The sequence below is a fragment of the Propionimicrobium lymphophilum DSM 4903 genome (genome assembly GCF_000423485.1).
GTDB classification, from domain to species: domain Bacteria; phylum Actinomycetota; class Actinomycetes; order Propionibacteriales; family Propionibacteriaceae; genus Propionimicrobium; species Propionimicrobium lymphophilum.
Genome location: NZ_AUIB01000001.1, coordinates 362,281 through 378,300 on the forward strand (window position 1 = coordinate 362,281; position 16,020 = coordinate 378,300).

Consider the following 16,020-nt stretch of genomic DNA (forward strand, 5'->3'; position numbering starts at 1 on the left):
TCGAAATGTCTGTAGTGGCAGGAATAGATATCGGCAACGCAACCACCGAGGTTGCGCTGGCGCGTCGTCGCGGCCCCGATCTTGAATTCCTCGCGTCCTCTACGGTCAGAACGACTGGCATGAAGGGCACCAAAGACAACATCAAGGGTGTCTTTGGTGGTCTTAAAGATGCCCTCGGAAAGGCAGAGCTTAACCTCGACGACGTCGATCTGGTGCGGATCAACGAAGCCGCACCAGTTATCGGCGACGTCGCGATGGAGACGATCACTGAAACGATCATCACCGAATCGACGATGATCGGTCACAACCCGTCCACACCGGGCGGGTTGGGCATCGGTGTCGGCACCACGATAAGCATCGACGATCTGGCCTCTGCTAACCAGGGGCCATACATCGTCGTTATTGACCGCAGCCACGATTTCGCGGATGCCGCGCAAACAATCAATAACGCTTCGGCGAAGGTTGCCGGCGCGATTTGCGAACTCGATGACGGTGTTCTGGTGCACAACCGGCTCGATGAGAAGATCCCGATCGTTGACGAGGTTGCCTACATCGATAAGGTGCCTTTAGGGATGTTGGCCGCGGTGGAGGTGGCCGATGTTGGTCGAATCGTGGAGACGCTGTCCAATCCGTACGGCATCGCCACTCTCTTCGAGCTCAGTTCCGAAGACACCAAGCAGGTAGTACCGTTGGCCCGCTCGCTGGTTGGCAACCGCTCCGCAGTTGTCATCAAGACCCCGAAGGGAGACGTCAAGGAACGCAGGATTCCTGCGGGCAAGTTGACGTTTCACGGGCCTACCAGGAAGAACACCAGTTTCGTCGAAGTTGATGTCGATAACGGTGCAGAGAAGATCATGGCGGCCCTCGGTGAGGTGACTGATGTCACCGACATCACGGGCGAACCGGGCACCAACGTCGGTGGAATGATGGAACAGGTTCGAGTATCGATGGGCACGCTCACCGGTCAGAACCCGAAGGACATCAAGATTACCGATCTGTTGGCGATTGATACCCGCACTCCTAAGCAGGTTGCGGGCGGTATCGCTAACGAGTTTTCGATGGAAGCTGCCGTCGGTATAGCCGTCATGGTGCACGCCGATCGGCTGCAGATGCAGATGATTGCCGACGAGATTTCTGCTGAAATAGGCATTCCCGTCGAGGTGGGTGGCGTTGAGGCAGACATGGCCATTCAGGGTGCATTGACAACTCCTGGTGTTGCTGCCCCGATCGCGGTTTTGGATATGGGTGCGGGCTCCACAGATGCGTCTGTAATGCATGCGGATGGTTCGATCGTTTCGACCCACCTTGCCGGTGCAGGCAATATGGTGACGTTGATGATAAAGACCGAACTCGGCCTTTCTGATACGCACATTGCCGAGGACATCAAGCGCTATCCTCTGGCCAAGGTGGAAACGATTTTTTCCATCAGGCATGAGGACGGTACGGTCCAGTTCTTCAACGACCCGCTACCGCCGGAGACGTTCGCTAGGGTCGTAATCATGAAGCCCGATGGTTTGGTTCCTCTGGACATCGATCTGCCTGTCGAGACTATCGGGCAGGTGAGAATCCGCGCTAAGCAGCAGGTGTTCGTCACAAACGCGGTGCGTGCTTTGCGCAAGGTCAGCCCGACAGAGAACGTGCGAGACATCGATTTCGTTGTTTTAGTTGGTGGTTCCGCTCTCGACTTCGAGATTCCCCAGCTCGTAACTCATGCGCTGGCCGACTATCGAGTCGTCGCAGGACGCGCAAACATCCGGGGCAGCGAGGGCCCACGAAACGCGGTAGCAACCGGCCTAGCCCTGAGTTGGGAGGGCTAAATGCGAAACGTTCCGGCCCAGGTGCCAACAATCAAACTCCACGCGAACTCCAAGATCACCGACGATCAGTTGACTCAGGTGTTGCTTGGAGTTGAAGAGGAGAGCGTACCCATTGAGGTCGTTCGTGAAGACGAGCTCAACCCGCTCGAACTGGCCCACAACGCAGCGATTGCTTCGAGTTTGGGTATCGGCATCGGTATATCGCTGGACTACGTAGTAGTGACGACGGAGAAGTTGCCCACTGAGCGGCCATACATGGCCACCTGGTTGGGTGATAGCTGGATCAACGACCGCCACGTGGGGGAAAACGCCGCACGGTTGGTCAAAAGGACGCCGCTACTGCGGCTAGCTTTGGAAAGGAGTGCTTAATGCAGGCGCTAGGAACCATCGAAACGCTTGGGATGGTCGCAGCTATCGCAGCAGCCGATGCAGCGGCTAAAGCCGCAAACGTTGAGCTGATCGGCTACGAGCTGACTCGCGGCGGCGGTTATGTCAACGTCAAGGTGCAGGGCGCGGTCGACGCGGTCCAGTCTTCTATGGACGCAGCCAAGATGGCAGCCGAAAGGATCAGCAAAGTGATCAGCTTGTCGGTCATCGCCAGGCCAAGCTCTCAGATGGAAAAGATTATTTTCAGTGCTGACACAGTCGGTGCTGGAGCTCCTGAGCCACAGAAGGCTCAGGAGACAAAGGAAACTAAGGCTCCTCAGCAGGCGAAGGTCGCAGCTCCCAAGGCTCCGGCTGTAAAGGTCTCGGCCACGAAGGTCGCAGCTCCCAAGGCTCCGGCTGTAAAGGTCTCGGCCACGAAGGTCGCAGCTCCCAAGGCTCCGGCTGCAAAGGCCTCGACCACGAAGGCAGTTGCCACCAAGACTGAGAGCATAACGACTTCGGCCGCTAAGCCTGAGCTACAAAAAGCTCCGGCTGTGAAAGCCGAGGCTCCCAAAACGGAAAAGCTAAAGTCTGAATCGAAGCCGAATAGCCAGCCGGCAAAGTCCGAGTCTGGCGAGAAGGCTACGACGAAGGCGAGCACTCAGCAGCCTAAGGCTGCTCCGGTGAAGAAAGAAACCGCGACCAGCAGGCCGGCGGCTAAGAATAATCACGCCACTCGCAAGGTGGCCGCTAAAAAATAGTCAGCCGCTGGTTGACGCAATAGGGCTCTAAAACAATAACTAACTAGGAGGAATAATGAGCCAGGCACTAGGTCTAATCGAGACCAAGGGATTCGTAGGTTCGATTGAAGCTGCTGACGCCATGGCCAAGGCCGCAAACGTCGAGCTGATCGGCAATGAGAAGATCGGTTCCGGTTTGGTGACCGTCATGGTACGCGGTGACGTCGGTGCTGTTAAGGCAGCTGTTGACGCAGGTGCTGCTGCAGCTAGCCGCGTTGGCGAGCTCGTCAGTCAGCACGTCATCCCGCGCCCGCACGCGGACGTCGAGAAGATGCTGCCGCACCCGGCTAAGTAATCGACTTCGAAATTATGTTGTCCGGCGGGGGATAACCCCGCCGGCGACATCCGAGTAATACAGGTAATTCGTGGAAGGAAGGAATGCTCTAATGACCCAGGAACAGCTCGTCGGGTTAGTGCAGCAGATCGTTAAAGAGGTGCTCAACCACGAAAAATTATCTGACGTGCAGGCAGCACCGAGTGACAAGAAGATTCTCGTCTTGTTCTCCGGTGCGCTCATCGGCTTCGATGACGCGATTGAGTCTCTAAAACAGATCCGTGAAGTTGACATTGAAACCATTCAGACCGATTCCGCTCTGCGAATTCTCGATCAATCGAAGATCGAGCAGATTGGGCGAAAGGTCGACCCGAAGCACCTCGTTGAGACGCACGACGAGCTGGTCGTCGCAACTTTGACACTTAATCTGGCAAGCAAGGCCGCCCACGGCATCTGCGATTGCTTGGGCTCGAATTTGATATCTGACTTTTTGCTGGCAGGTAAGAAGGTGACCGCTGCCATCGATGGCGTTTGCCCAGACGGCGCAGAGAAGCGCAAGTGGTTCCCGAACATTCCTGCCGGTTACGCGGCGATGATGCGCAGGAATCTATCCACACTAAAAGACATCGGGGTGCAGACGGTTCGTGCAAAAAACCTTTGTAGAGCCTATAGCGCACCAAAGACGCAGGAGGCGCCGGAGGGTAAGCGCAAGCTGATAACTGCCGAGGTGGTAGAGGGGTTAGCGCCTGGAAGCGTCCTAGAGATCGGCGAAAATGACATCGTCACCGATCTAGCCAAAGAAGTCGCTGCCGATGCGGGCATCGAACTGTTGAAAAGGAATTAGAGATGTATCTAGCTAAGGTCGTTGGCAACGTCGTCTCGACTAGCAAGGACGAGCGGCTGGTCGGCTTCAAGCTGCTGCTAACCTGTCGGCTGGATGACCAAGAAAAGCCGGTGGACAACCCGGAGGTATGCGTCGACACGGTTGGCGCCGGCACGGGTGAGGTCGTCATAGTGACGAAGGGCTCCAGCGCTAGGTTCGCCGCAGATCGCGAACACGCTCCGATCGACGCCACGATCGTCGGAATCGTCGATACCGTAGAAATGGACGACTGATCATGCCAGCTATCTACACACGCACGGGGGACAAGGGCGGCACTGGCCTTTTCGGCGGTTCTAGAGTACCCAAGCAGAGCTTGCGAGTTGAGGCCTACGGCTGCGTAGATGAGGCCAACGCTTGGCTCGGCGAAGCTAAGGTGCTGTTACCAGCCGATGAGCGAGAGAAGCTTAACCACATTCAAAAAAGGCTGTTTGTTCTCGCAGCTGAACTGGCATCTGACGCGAAGGGCACCCAGATCCTCGCTAACAAAATCAGCGATGCCGACGTCGTTTATTTAGAGAATCTAATCGACGAGTGCCTAGAGATTACTGGCCCGCAAAAAAATTTCGTGATTCCCGGTCGCGACGAGCCTTCCGCAAAGTTGCACGTTGCCAGGACGGTTGTGCGCAGAGCGGAGCGACAAGTGCTTCGACTTGCAGAGCAAGAGAACGTTCGGCCCGAGGTAATCAAGTACTTGAATCGCTGTTCCGACGCGATCTATTCGTTGGCGAGACTCAGCGAGCATCGTTGGGACGTCGAAAGACTGACGAAGATGGTTCGTGGCGCCGTCGAGCGTGTGCTCGGCGTCAGCCTGGAAGAGTCCGCAAAGGTAAAGCCGGCAGAAAAGAAGCCGGAAGTTCCGCAGCACTTCGTAATGAACCTGGAGCTTGCCAACAAACTTGCCGAAGCCGCAAAGCAGAAGGCCGAGGCGATGCAGGTCCCGATCGTTTTCGCGGCGGTAGACCAGCACGGAAACCTGGTTTGCATGCAGGTCATGGAACGCACACTGTTGGCCAGCCACGATATCGCCATGAACAAGGCCTGGACCGCGTTGGCGTTCAAACAGACCACGCAAAACCTCGGCAAAGCAGCTGCGGGGCCTAACGGCGTGATGCCAGGTGTGGAGGCCGGGAACAAGGGCAGGGTAGTGCTCTTCGGAGGCGGCGCACCAATCTACTGCAACGGAACCATCGTGGGTGCGATCGGCATCTCCGGCGGCACCGTCGAACAAGACGTAACAATCATGAACTCGGCATTAAAAAAGATATTGGGAGTAACAAAATGAGTATCGATCCTCAACTAATCGAGAAGACCATTCGCCAGGTGCTCTCCGAGCTTCCGGGCAACAAATTCGATAGTGAGCCAGAAAAGTCAAGTGATGTCGCCACCGGTGACGGCATCTTCGCCGACATGGACAGCGCAGTGAATGCTGCTCAGAAGGCCTGGAAGGAGTACATGGGCTGCTCTATGGCAGACCGTGAGCGCTTCGTGCAGGCCATCCGTGACACAATGAGCAAGCCGGAATCCATTGCCTACATGTCCGAGCAGGCGGTTGCTGAATCCGGCATGGGTAACGTCGAACACAAGAAGATCAAGAATCGTATAGCCGCCACTCAGACTCCCGGCACTGAAGATCTGACCACCGAGGCTTGGTCCGGTGACGACGGCCTGACCACCGTCGAATTTTCGCCGTTCGGCGTGATCGGCTCCATCACACCGACGACGAACCCCACCGAAACCATCACCTGCAACTCGATCGGCATGCTCGCCGCGGGCAACGCGGTCGTGTTCAGCCCGCACCCGCGTTCCAAGAACATCTCGCTGTGGCAGATCAGGGAGATTAACAAGGCTCTCGCAGCCGTTGGTGCTCCGAAGAACCTGGTTGTCACTGTCGCCGAGCCGTCCATCGACAACACCAACAAGATGATGGCCCACTCGGACGTCCGCATGCTCGTCGCCACCGGCGGCCCCGGCATCGTCCGCACGGTTCTCTCCAGCGGCAAGAAGGCCATCGGTGCTGGCGCAGGTAACCCGCCGGTTGTCGTGGACGAAACCGCCGATCTCGATCTGGCCGCGAAGTCCATCGTCGACGGCGCAAGCTTCGACAACAACCTGCCGTGCACCTCCGAGAAGGAATGCCTGGTTGTTGAGGACGTCGCAGATCTGCTCAAGTTCAAGATGACCAGCAACGGCGCATACGAGCTGAGCGCCGATCAGATCTCCAAGCTTGAGAAGATCATCGTCAAGAACAACAAGGCTGCCACCGAGTGGGTGGGCAAGTCGGCTGAGAAGATTCTTGCTGAGGTTGGCGGGAAGGCTCCGGCTGGTACCAAGCTGCTGATCGCCGAGGTAGACAAGGACCACCCGTTTGCTCAGGTCGAGCTGATGATGCCGGTTCTGGCCATCATCCGCACTCCTGATGTGGATACCGCGATCGATTGGGCAGTTGATCTCGAGCACGGCAACCGTCACACGGCGATCATGCATTCGAAGAACGTGAATTCGCTGACTAAGTTCGGCAAGCTGATCCAGACCACTATCTTCGTCAAGAACGGCCCGTCGTACGCTGGCATCGGCATCACTGGCGAGGGTTACCCGACCTTCACCATTGCAGGCCCCACTGGCGAGGGCCTGACGAGCGCTCGCTCTTTCGCTAGGAAGCGCCGCTGTGCCTTGGTTCAGGGCCTAAACGTTAGGTAACAGAGCAGCCATAGTAATGGCCGGTGGGTGAAAACCCTCCGGCCATTATTTATTAGTTGACTTCGGTTAACGTTCTGCGCCACCTTGCGACGTGCTTTCCGCTTAGGTCGATGGTCACCAGACGCTGCGTCGGACGGGTCAGTGCAACGTATAGGACGCGTTCCCCACCCGGGGTTTGCTCGACGATGTCGTCGGGGCTGATTACGATTGTCGCGTCGAATTCCAGGCCCTTCGACTGGAGAGCTGTGATCACGACGACGCGCTGGTCCACCTCTTCTGGCAGCTTCATTTGCTCGACCAGCTCGATGAACTTGCGGTAATCGTCTGGGGCAGTGATCAATGAGATCGACCCGGCCACCTGCTGCGAAAGGTTCATGATCTGCTTTTTGAGCTCACCGGCCAATTCATCCGGGATGACGCTGAGCAGCAGCGGCTCCACTCCTGTTTCGCGGACGGAATTCGGCAATACCGCGTCCGGGTAGGCGGCGCGAACTACCTTGCCCGCGAGATCCATGATCTCGGTTGGGGAGCGGTAGTTGGTGGAGAGCCTGAATTCTCGCATGGGAGCGCGGCCGATAAGGTCGCGGATCGCGCGGTCGGACTCTTCTTGCACGGGGTAGGAACTCTGAGCTGGGTCGCCGACCAGTGTCCACGACGCCTGTGGCCCGCGGCGGCGAAGCATCCTCCACTGCATCGGTGTGATGTCCTGACATTCGTCGACAAGCACGTGAGAGTAATTCCTGGGTTGTGTCTCGTCGATCTCTCGATCATCGCGCAGCTTGTCTGATATAGTGACGATCTCGTTTGCATCGGCGACGGAGTCTAGAAAGAGCAGGGGATCGTCCTGCTCGGATGCTGGCACCGGGCCGAGCATGTGGGCGAGTTCGTCGAGAAGCGCCATGTCGCTCATAGACCAGTCTGGTCTCGGCTGTCCAGAGTCGGGCACGTACCCGCGAGCGTGTGCGAGCGAGTCGGTCAGCACGCCCTCTTCCTCGTCGCTCATGTGTCCGTGAGCGATGGAGTTCAAGAACTTTGGATCGGCGAGTCTGGCAAGTACCTGTTCGGGGGAGAGCATCGGCCACCAGGCATTTAAGAACATGGTGTAGCTTGCCTGGTCGGTGATCTTCTCGTCGAAGATTTCTCGATCGATATCCAGCAGCGCGGCGATCTCCTCGGGGAGCTTCGCCCACAGCGCATCGAGCAGCGCCTGCTGCGCGGCCTTCTTGGCCTGGTTCAGCTTGTTGTTGAGGAGGATGGCGCGCCTGATCTTGTTAAGCTCGTCTTGCTCCAGAGTTAGCACCTCACCCTTGATACTGACGCGCAGGCGGTTCAACTCCGGGCCGGAAACCAACGGCTCGTTGACGGCGGCCCTGAGCACCGGAAGCATCCGCATGCTGCCCTTCAAAATGGCGGCCTGGGCATTTTCGGCTCGTGCAGAGGTGAAGCCGAGCACGTCGCCCGGAACATCGCCAACCGCGCGCAGCACGACGGCGTTTTCGCCGAGGCTGGGCAGAACTCGGGCGATGTAATTGACGAATAGATCTGATGGTCCGACTACCAGCACGCCACCTTGTTCGAGACGCTTGCGGTGGGTGTACAGCAGGTAGGCCGCGCGGTGCAGAGCAACCACGGTCTTGCCCGTGCCAGGCCCGCCAGAAATGAGCGTGACGCCCTGGTAGGGAGCGCGGATTGCCTCGTCCTGCTCGGCTTGAATCGTGGCGACTATGTCCTTCATGTGGGGGCCGCGGGCTCGTTTGAGGGAGGCCATGAGAGCGCCCTCGCCGATTACCACCAGGTCGTCGCCGGCTCTCTCATCTAACAGGTCGTCTTCGATGCCAACCACTTTTTCGCCGCGGCAGCGAAGCACACGCCTGCGCACGACCTCCATCGGATTCGACGCCGTCGCCCGGTAGAAAGGCTCCGCAGCGGGGGCGCGCCAGTCGATTACCAGGGGCTCGTAGTCGTCGTCCCTGACGCCGAGCCTGCCAATGTAGCGGATCTCTTCCTCAGTGAGATCTAGTCGGCCGAAAACTAGGCCGTCGTGTTCCGCGTCCAAAACCGCCAGCCGCTTCGCCGCCTGGTAGGCGAATGCGTCGCGCTCGAAGATGGCCGTGCCGTCCTCTTCACGCATCCAGTCGGAGCGGTCGGTTTTGAACTTGGCTTCGGCCTCTGCCTCAACGTTGCGGGCAGATTCCGTCAGCACGTCGAGCTGCTCGTAGACCCTATCTACGTGTTTCTGCTCTTTGGCTAATTCCTTCGTCAAGATATCCGCAGCGTCGCTGGCGCTCGCCTCGCCGTTAACCGTGTCGATTTCAGAACTCAACAGATTATCCTCACAGTTTGATGGTCGCCCCTAAAAGGCTGACTACCTAGTTTATGCCCAAATACAAGACCGCCGAACTTTATTGGCAAGTTCGGCGGTCTTTGAGGGTTTACGGGCTAGGAAATAGTGACGGTGATCGATCCGTTCTGGAACACCTGGCTGATCTGCGTCTCGGTGATTTCGGCCGGTGCGATCGGCTTGCCTAGCTCCTTGGCGCGCTGTTCGTAGCGTTCCATGATCTGGCTTGGGACGAAATTGAAGTCAGCGCTGCCGCCGCCAAGCACACTGCCGTTTTCGAAATCTTGGCGCCAGCCGTCGTTCCACTCGTATTCGTTCCTAAGCGGGGCACCGGTTGCCTCGGCTCCACCAGCGGAGTCATAGCCTGCAAAGATAGCGCCACGAACGACGATTGTCTCGACGTTGCTAATGCGGATCTCTCCGTGACGGAACTTCTGGACGACGGTATCGCCAATAGTGGTTTCCTCCGAAGTCGGAACGCCCAGCTTTTCGACGCCACCGAACTCTTTGAACTTTTTGGCGATGTCGCCGGAAACGAGGAAGCTGCCGTATTTGCCGGTGAAGACGGTGCCATTTTCGAATTCTTGAGACCAGCCGCCCGGCACTGCCTTCTCGGCGGAAAGCGGCATTCCGACCTTGTCTGCGCCGATGGACTCGACCGCCGATGCGATGCCACCGGTGACTGCAGCCCCGCCCTGCTTCGGCTTATTGGAGAAGAAGACCTGGCCGTTGTCGAATGTCTGCACCCAGCCGCCCTTGGTGGAGGTTTCGGCAGATTTCGCGGCCCCCAGCTTGTCGAACCCGCCGGCGGCGTTGAAAGTGGTGTAGATACCGCCGACAACGGGCTGATAGCCGTTCTCGGCCGACCAGGTGATGGCGCCCCGCTCGAATGTCTGCGCGCCGGCGCCCTCGGCGTTCTCCTTCTGCTCGGCAGTAGGTAGGCCGTAGCGACCGACACCACCGTTAGCCTTGAACTGTTCGTAGGTCTTTCCAACGACGGCGATACCACCACGCTGCGAGGTCCAAAAGATCCTGCCGCCGGTGAAGTCCTGAACGATTGCATTGCCTTCGGCGTGCTCATTATTGAGCGGCACTCCCAGTGTTGGCTTATTCGTATCGCGATAGCGAGTAGCCATGCCGTTACGGACGTTCAGCGATTTGCCGCCGGTCGTGTAAAAAATATCGCCGTACTGGAATGACTGCTTCCAACCGCCCGTTACAGAGCCTTCGTTGCCTAGCGGCAAACCCAGCTTCACGCCTTGGTTAACTGCATTCCGATAAGACGTGTAGATGCCGTTACGGATGACGAACTGGCCGTTCGGGGTCTCGACGAGCAGGCCATTGTCGAACTCCTGCCAGGTGCCACCGTTGGCGTTCGTAGAGTTAGCTCTGACGGAACCCAGCATGCCAGAGTACTTGCCAGCCAGGTCCTTGAATTTTTCGTTCAACTTCGGCTTGGCAGGGACGGCTGAGGCATCGAACCTGCGCAGGTCGTACTGATTCATTAACCTAATTAGCGCGTTTGCGTAGTTCGGGTCCGTCGCGTATCCAGCCCTGGCGATTGCTCGCGCGAAGTCGTCTGCGCTCTTCGTCTGGAATGCCGGCGCATATCGCGAGTTGACGCGTAGGAAGTGTCCGTGGTCTCGGAACGAGTCGGCGCCGGTCGCATATGTGCGGAAGCCGTCAACGATCATGATGCTTCGACCGTTGATTACCTCGCGGGTCGGCATGGAAGTGCATCCGGCCTGGTGCGGGCTACGCTGTGCTGTGCATTTGATGCCGAAGTACGCGTTTCCGCTGCGGGTTAGCCCACTTTGGCCCCAGCCAGATTCCAGGATTGCCTGAGCAATAGATACGGACGCCGGAACGCCGTACTGCTGCTGGCCTGCTTGCGCCATTGGCGCGACTGCGTTAATAAACCCCTGGTTCGCGGAAGCGTCAGGTGCTGCGCCGATTATTGTTCCCGTCGCCATGCTGGCGGGAAGTAGCATGGACAGCAGCTTCCAGCTCTTGGGTTTCTCGTTGTTGGATTGCAAAGTTATTCCTCCCCTTTAACCCTCGAAGCCGAGTATTAAGGGTTTGAGCGAAATTAGCTAGAAAAACCCTAAAGCCTAGATTTAGCTAGAGACTCCTGAGCGTGGAAAAGCTCAACCTCTGTAATTGAGGGTTTCTAGTTGAGCTGTAGCTTTCGAAGAACGCCGTTGACTTGCGCTGACACCTTATTAATAAGGGCGTCAATAACAATCTTCTACGACTCACCACTCAAGCGCTGCGATTCATCATCTTCTCGATTACCTGCGGTGATGTAGGCTATCTTTCATACAAAGCCTAAGGGAGGGTGATCGTGGCGCTATCCGAAGAAGAACAGCGGCTTCTTGACCAACTGGAAGCCTCGCTTACTGCTGACGACCCTAAACTTGCCTCCAAGATGGGCAATCGCTCGTCGTATCGTGTGCAACGAAAGCGTGCCACGCTGTCGGGAATTGTCTTTGTGGTAGGAGTTGCCCTCCTAGTTCTGGGGCTAGCTAACTCATGGTCTTTCGGTTGGGTTATTGGCCTTGTCGGATTCATCGCGATGTTTGCGGCCACCGTTCTAGCCCTAACCGCGTGGCAGAAGGTCGACGGTGCTCAGGCCCCGAGCCTAAAGGACTATCCACCGCCCAGTAGGCCCTCCTCGAGCCTGGAGGACCGTTGGCGTCGTCGCCAGGGTTTTTAATAGACAGATCTTAAATATTTAGAGCGCCGGTTCGCCCGGCGCTCTTTTTTCATGCCTTTTGCCGGAAAGTGGAGTGTTTTTGGGTCTAAATGTGGCCCCGAGGTGCATTGGTGGAGGAAAAGGGAGTATTGTGGAGCGAAATGGATGACTTGGGATCTATTTAAGGTGCGAAAGGGGGTGCCTTGGAATGTTTTTGGGAACGTACACACCCAAACTCGACGACAAGGGACGCTTCTTTCTGCCTGCAAAGTTCCGTGAAGAACTAGCCGATGGCCTCGTAATCACTAGAAGCCAGGAGCACTCGCTGGCCATCTACCCGATGGCTACGTTCGCCGAGATGACGAAGCAAGTTACTACCGCCCCTTCAACCCTCAAGCAGGTACGTGACTTTCAACGCATGTTGGCGGCAGGCGCAAGCGACGAGGTGCCCGATAAACAGGGCAGGCTGACGATTCCGCCGATGCTGCGCGTATACGCAGACCTTGAATCGAAGATCGTCGTCATCGGCGCTATTAACCGGCTCGAGGTTTGGGACGAGGCCGCATGGCAGCGCTACATGGCCGAGCAAGAGCCGGGCTTTGCGGAACTCAACGATCAGATCCTGCCGGACTTCGGCACGGTTGGTGCCGATGGCTAGCGCAACTTGCCGGTTGGCTGCCGATCAGGCCTGTGCACCCTGGCGCAACTTCCCCTGTGCCAGGTGGCATACGGTCTGGTCGGTAACCTGCCGGCAAGTCGCGACTTCGACTGATTCCATGCCCAGTTAGCTCAATTATGAACAAGGAGATGAAGTTGCAAGACGAAAACGACCGTGCGCTTCACGTCCCTGTCATGTTGTCTGAAATTCTCGAGCTGCTGGGGCCCGCGCTGAATAGGCCCGATTCCGTTCTGGTGGATTGCACACTCGGAATGGCTGGCCACAGCTCGGCGCTATTGAAGGCCAATCCTCAGGCGAAGCTCGTGGGTATAGATCGCGATCCGCAGGCGCTAGAGGTAGCCTCTCGCAACCTTGCAGAGTTTTCGGACCGCACGACGTTCGTGCAGGCGCGTTTCGATGAATTGGTGAACCTGGATTTGCCGAGGGTAGACGCCGTCCTGTTTGATCTCGGGCTTTCCAGCCTGCAGATCGACCGCACTGGCAGAGGATTCTCCTACTCCCACGATTCCGCACTGGACATGAGAATGGGTGGCAACGAACTGACCGCAGCCCAAATCGTCAATACGTACAGCCAGCAGGAGCTAGTCAAGATCTTCAGGGCGTACGGCGAGGAACCGAATGCTAAGCGAATCGCCACGGCGATCGTAAAAGAGCGGGAGAAGGAACCCTTCGAAATGTCGGGCCGGTTGGTCGAAGTGATCGCTGATTCGCTTCCGGCTGCCGTGCGTCACCGCGGTGGACATCCGGCTAAGAGGGTGTTCCAGGCCTTGCGGATCGAGGTTAACGGAGAACTTGATGCCTTCTCAGCCGCGCTTCCCGCAGCTTTGGAGAAGGTGAACCTCGGCGGACGTATCGCCGTTTTGTCGTACCACTCTCTCGAAGACCGGATCGCCAAGAAGACGTTCGGCAAAGCATGTAGTGACGACGTTCCGAAAGATTTACCTATTGTGCCGCTGGATAGGGCGGCAAAGTTCAAGCTGCTCACGAAGGGGGCACAGAAGCCGACAAGGTGCGAGGTGGAGGAAAACTCTCGCTCCGCATCAGCGAGGCTGCGTGCTGTTGAGCGAATTAGACAGGATGAAAAGGGGGAAATATGAGTGCTGCGCCTGTGGAGCACGCCGAAACTAGTTCTAAGCTGCGGTTGATACCGCTGATTGGTTCTAACGGTCGGATTCCTGATAAGTCGTTTTTAATTTTTATTATTTGCTTGCTCGGATTGGGCGTGGCTTTGATCTACGGACTCGCCACTACCGTTCAAAACGAGTCCGCGAAGCTCGCCGAACTGAAGGTTCAGGCAAACGAATTGCGTTACCGAGAGGCCGCGCTGCAGAGCCAGGTTGAGGAGCAGGCGTCCGGGCAGTATCTGTCTGCAAGGGCGTGGGAGCTCGGCATGCGACCTAATCCTTACCCCGCAGTGCTGAACGTCGAGGACGGTTCCGTCGTCGGTGTCCAGCAGCCTGTAGCTGGCAATGAGGTGCCACTTGCCGAGCCGCCCGCGCTTCCCGTCCACACCATGCCTAAGCCCGAAGGCGAGCCTGCGGCCGCGGAAAAAGTTAACGAAGCCAAGGAACAGGAAAAAACCGACGAGAAGACTGACGACGGTGAAGAAGCACCGAGCGGTGACGCCGCCTGAGAGTGAGTAGATGAGACTTAAGTTGGCCTCCAGCGCCAGGCGAATCAACGTATTTATCGTGTTGTTCGCCATGGCGATATCAGTGCTTGCCTGGAGAGCCATCTCGATCCAGGGAATCGACGCCAACGCCAATGCCCAGGCGGCTGCGGAAAAACTTACTCAGACAAAAACCATCAAAGCCAAACGTGGCGAGTTAGTTGATCGCAACGGTGTGGTGCTTGCTCAAAGCCAGCCAGCTTTCAGCGTTATCGCGGACCCAACCTCGATCAGCACCAACGGTTACAACCCTGCTTCGATGACCGATGAGCAGGCGGAAAAAGCTAAGAAGGCCCCCGAAGCTATTGCGGACATCTTGATCAGTTATTTGGGCGGTAAGAAGGACGAGTACCTGCCAAAGCTCGAAAACACCACGAACGAGGACGGCACGCCTAACCGTTACGTTGTGATCAAGCGCAAGGTTTCGGCCGACATCTATCGGCAGATGGCTGAGAAACTCAAAGAAGGCGGATGGTACGGCGTCTATTCCGTTGACGATCCTGTTCGCTACTACCCGAACGGTACGCTGGCGAGCTCCGTCTTGGGCTACACGAATTTCGAAGGCGACGGGGCGATGGGCCTAGAAGGTTCGCTGAACGACAAGCTTGCAGGCGTCGATGGCAAGCAGACATTCCAGAGGTCTGCGTACGGCACTATTCCGCTGGGCGAGAATACGCTCAAGCCCGCGGAGGACGGCGTCGATTACCAGTTGACGATCGATTCAGAGCTGCAGCTGCTCGCCGAGCAACAACTGAACAAGACCGTCAGAGATACCGAAGCGCTTGGCGGAAGCGTCGTCGTTATGTCGTCGAAAACCGGCGAAGTGCTCGCGATGGCCAACAACCCAACATTCGATCCGAATGAGCCCGGAAAGGCCGACACCTCTCACCTCGGTAATAAAGCGGTTAGCGACGTTTACGAGCCGGGGTCTGTCGAGAAGGTGCTGACCGCCGCGGCGCTGCTTGATGCAGGTCTGATTAGTCCCGACACGCAGGTTCAAGTGCCGGCTCAGATCTCCTCCGGCGGCGGATACATTCGCGACGCTTGGGGGCACGGCACAGAACCGATGACCGTCAGGGGAGTGATCGCGCACTCGTCGAACATCGGCACTGTTCAGCTTGCCAGGTTGATGGATAAACAACAGCTTTCTGATTATCTGCACTCCTTCGGTTTGGGTTCACCCACCGGAATCGAGGTCGTTGGAGAACAGCCACAGATGGGCATTGTTCCGGATGGGAACATGGCCGATTACACACGTGATCAAATTTCTTTTGGTCAAGGTCTGTCTGTTAGTGCCTTGCAGATGACAACAGCCCTGGCATCGGTGACGAACGGTGGCGTATATCACGCGCCGACTCTTCTGAAGAGCGCCACCGACGCCAACGGCAAAAATGTCGAGATCGCCCGTAAGGAGCCGCGAAGGGTTGTCAGCGAGGAAGCGTCGAAGCAACTCGTCGATATCATGGAGGCGGAGATTGCTTCACCAGAGATTTTGACCTCGCCTAAGAAGAAAATGCCCGGCTATCGGGTCGGAGGTAAATCGGGTACGGCGCAGAAGGTCGGTGCCAATGGTGGATACGACGGCACATATATTGCCTCATACGCCATGGTCGCTCCGGTTGAGGATCCGCAATTCGTCGTTTACGTCATGGTTGATAGGCCCCGCAAGGGGATTTATGGCGAGGCGGTTGCCTTTCCAGTTGCCAAGAATCTGATGCAATATCTTCTACCGCGTTACGGAGTTTTACCCCAAGAGGCGGTTCCGGAGTATTCTCAGCCACTGTCGTATTAAGTCGTTT

General features: G+C 57.2%; 15 protein-coding genes. 13 read left to right on the forward strand and 2 right to left on the reverse strand.

The genetic code is table 11. The features are described 5' to 3' along the window. Positions 1 to 5 precede the first annotated feature (5 nt). From G556_RS0101570 to G556_RS0101605, 8 genes are all read left to right on the forward strand, one after another. Positions 6 to 1,817 carry a diol dehydratase reactivase subunit alpha gene (locus G556_RS0101570; protein ID WP_028821521.1) on the forward strand — a complete coding sequence of 604 codons (1,812 nt, stop codon included), beginning with the start codon at positions 6 to 8 and terminating at the stop codon, positions 1,815 to 1,817. Beyond that, positions 1,818 to 2,186: a glycerol dehydratase reactivase beta/small subunit family protein gene (locus G556_RS0101575; RefSeq protein ID WP_016456618.1), complete on the forward strand. Its 369-nt coding sequence runs from the start codon at positions 1,818 to 1,820 to the stop codon at positions 2,184 to 2,186. Beyond that, positions 2,186 to 2,944, forward strand: coding sequence for a BMC domain-containing protein (locus G556_RS11930; RefSeq protein WP_051176527.1), 759 nt, complete (start codon positions 2,186 to 2,188; stop codon positions 2,942 to 2,944). Before G556_RS0101575 ends, G556_RS11930 begins: the two co-directional genes overlap by 1 nt. A 52-nt stretch (positions 2,945 to 2,996) precedes the next feature. Continuing rightward, positions 2,997 to 3,278 (forward strand): BMC domain-containing protein, encoded by a 282-nt coding sequence (locus tag G556_RS0101585; protein ID WP_269146548.1) that lies wholly within the window; start codon positions 2,997 to 2,999, stop codon positions 3,276 to 3,278. 91 nt (positions 3,279 to 3,369) lie between these two features. Beyond that, positions 3,370 to 4,101, forward strand: a complete 732-nt coding sequence (locus tag G556_RS0101590) for a flavoprotein (RefSeq protein ID WP_016456615.1) — start codon at positions 3,370 to 3,372, stop codon at positions 4,099 to 4,101. Between the two features lie 2 nt (positions 4,102 to 4,103). Beyond that, positions 4,104 to 4,373, forward strand: coding sequence for a EutN/CcmL family microcompartment protein (locus G556_RS0101595; protein WP_016456614.1), 270 nt, complete (start codon positions 4,104 to 4,106; stop codon positions 4,371 to 4,373). A 2-nt stretch (positions 4,374 to 4,375) separates the two neighbouring features. Next, positions 4,376 to 5,422 (forward strand): cob(I)yrinic acid a,c-diamide adenosyltransferase, encoded by a 1,047-nt coding sequence (locus tag G556_RS0101600; RefSeq protein WP_016456613.1) that lies wholly within the window; start codon positions 4,376 to 4,378, stop codon positions 5,420 to 5,422. Beyond that, positions 5,419 to 6,837 (forward strand): aldehyde dehydrogenase family protein, encoded by a 1,419-nt coding sequence (locus G556_RS0101605; protein ID WP_028821522.1) that lies wholly within the window; start codon positions 5,419 to 5,421, stop codon positions 6,835 to 6,837. The genes G556_RS0101600 and G556_RS0101605 overlap by 4 nt, the downstream gene beginning before the upstream one ends. Before the next feature lie 52 nt (positions 6,838 to 6,889). Here the strand turns inward: G556_RS0101605 and G556_RS09820 are convergent, their stop codons facing one another. Both G556_RS09820 and G556_RS10910 read right to left on the reverse strand, forming a co-directional pair. Further along, the gene (locus G556_RS09820) at positions 6,890 to 9,160 is read right to left on the reverse strand and encodes a HelD family protein (protein ID WP_051176528.1); all 2,271 of its coding nucleotides are present in this window, start codon (positions 9,158 to 9,160) and stop codon (positions 6,890 to 6,892) included. 116 nt (positions 9,161 to 9,276) lie between these two features. Continuing rightward, the gene (locus G556_RS10910) at positions 9,277 to 11,214 is read right to left on the reverse strand and encodes a glucosaminidase domain-containing protein (RefSeq protein ID WP_051176529.1); all 1,938 of its coding nucleotides are present in this window, start codon (positions 11,212 to 11,214) and stop codon (positions 9,277 to 9,279) included. Between the two features lie 308 nt (positions 11,215 to 11,522). Here G556_RS10910 and G556_RS0101620 point away from each other — a divergent pair, with 308 nt between their 5' ends. The 5 genes from G556_RS0101620 (at position 11,523) to G556_RS09835 (ending at position 16,013) form a co-directional block, all read left to right on the forward strand. After that, entirely contained in the window at positions 11,523 to 11,894 is a 372-nt protein-coding gene (locus G556_RS0101620) for a DUF3040 domain-containing protein (protein ID WP_024111390.1), read from the forward strand. A 187-nt stretch (positions 11,895 to 12,081) separates the two neighbouring features. After that, a complete protein-coding gene (mraZ, locus tag G556_RS0101625) occupies positions 12,082 to 12,531 on the forward strand; it encodes a division/cell wall cluster transcriptional repressor MraZ (protein ID WP_028821523.1) in 450 nt (149 codons plus the stop codon). A gap of 149 nt (positions 12,532 to 12,680) precedes the next feature. Beyond that, positions 12,681 to 13,649: a 16S rRNA (cytosine(1402)-N(4))-methyltransferase RsmH gene (gene rsmH / locus G556_RS0101630; protein WP_028821524.1), complete on the forward strand. Its 969-nt coding sequence runs from the start codon at positions 12,681 to 12,683 to the stop codon at positions 13,647 to 13,649. After that, positions 13,646 to 14,185 (forward strand): cell division protein FtsL, encoded by a 540-nt coding sequence (gene ftsL / locus G556_RS09830; RefSeq protein ID WP_036915370.1) that lies wholly within the window; start codon positions 13,646 to 13,648, stop codon positions 14,183 to 14,185. The genes rsmH and ftsL overlap by 4 nt, the downstream gene beginning before the upstream one ends. Positions 14,186 to 14,195: 10 nt before the next feature. Next, the gene (locus G556_RS09835; protein ID WP_051176531.1) at positions 14,196 to 16,013 is read left to right on the forward strand and encodes a peptidoglycan D,D-transpeptidase FtsI family protein; all 1,818 of its coding nucleotides are present in this window, start codon (positions 14,196 to 14,198) and stop codon (positions 16,011 to 16,013) included. The last annotated feature ends 7 nt before the right edge of the window (positions 16,014 to 16,020 follow it).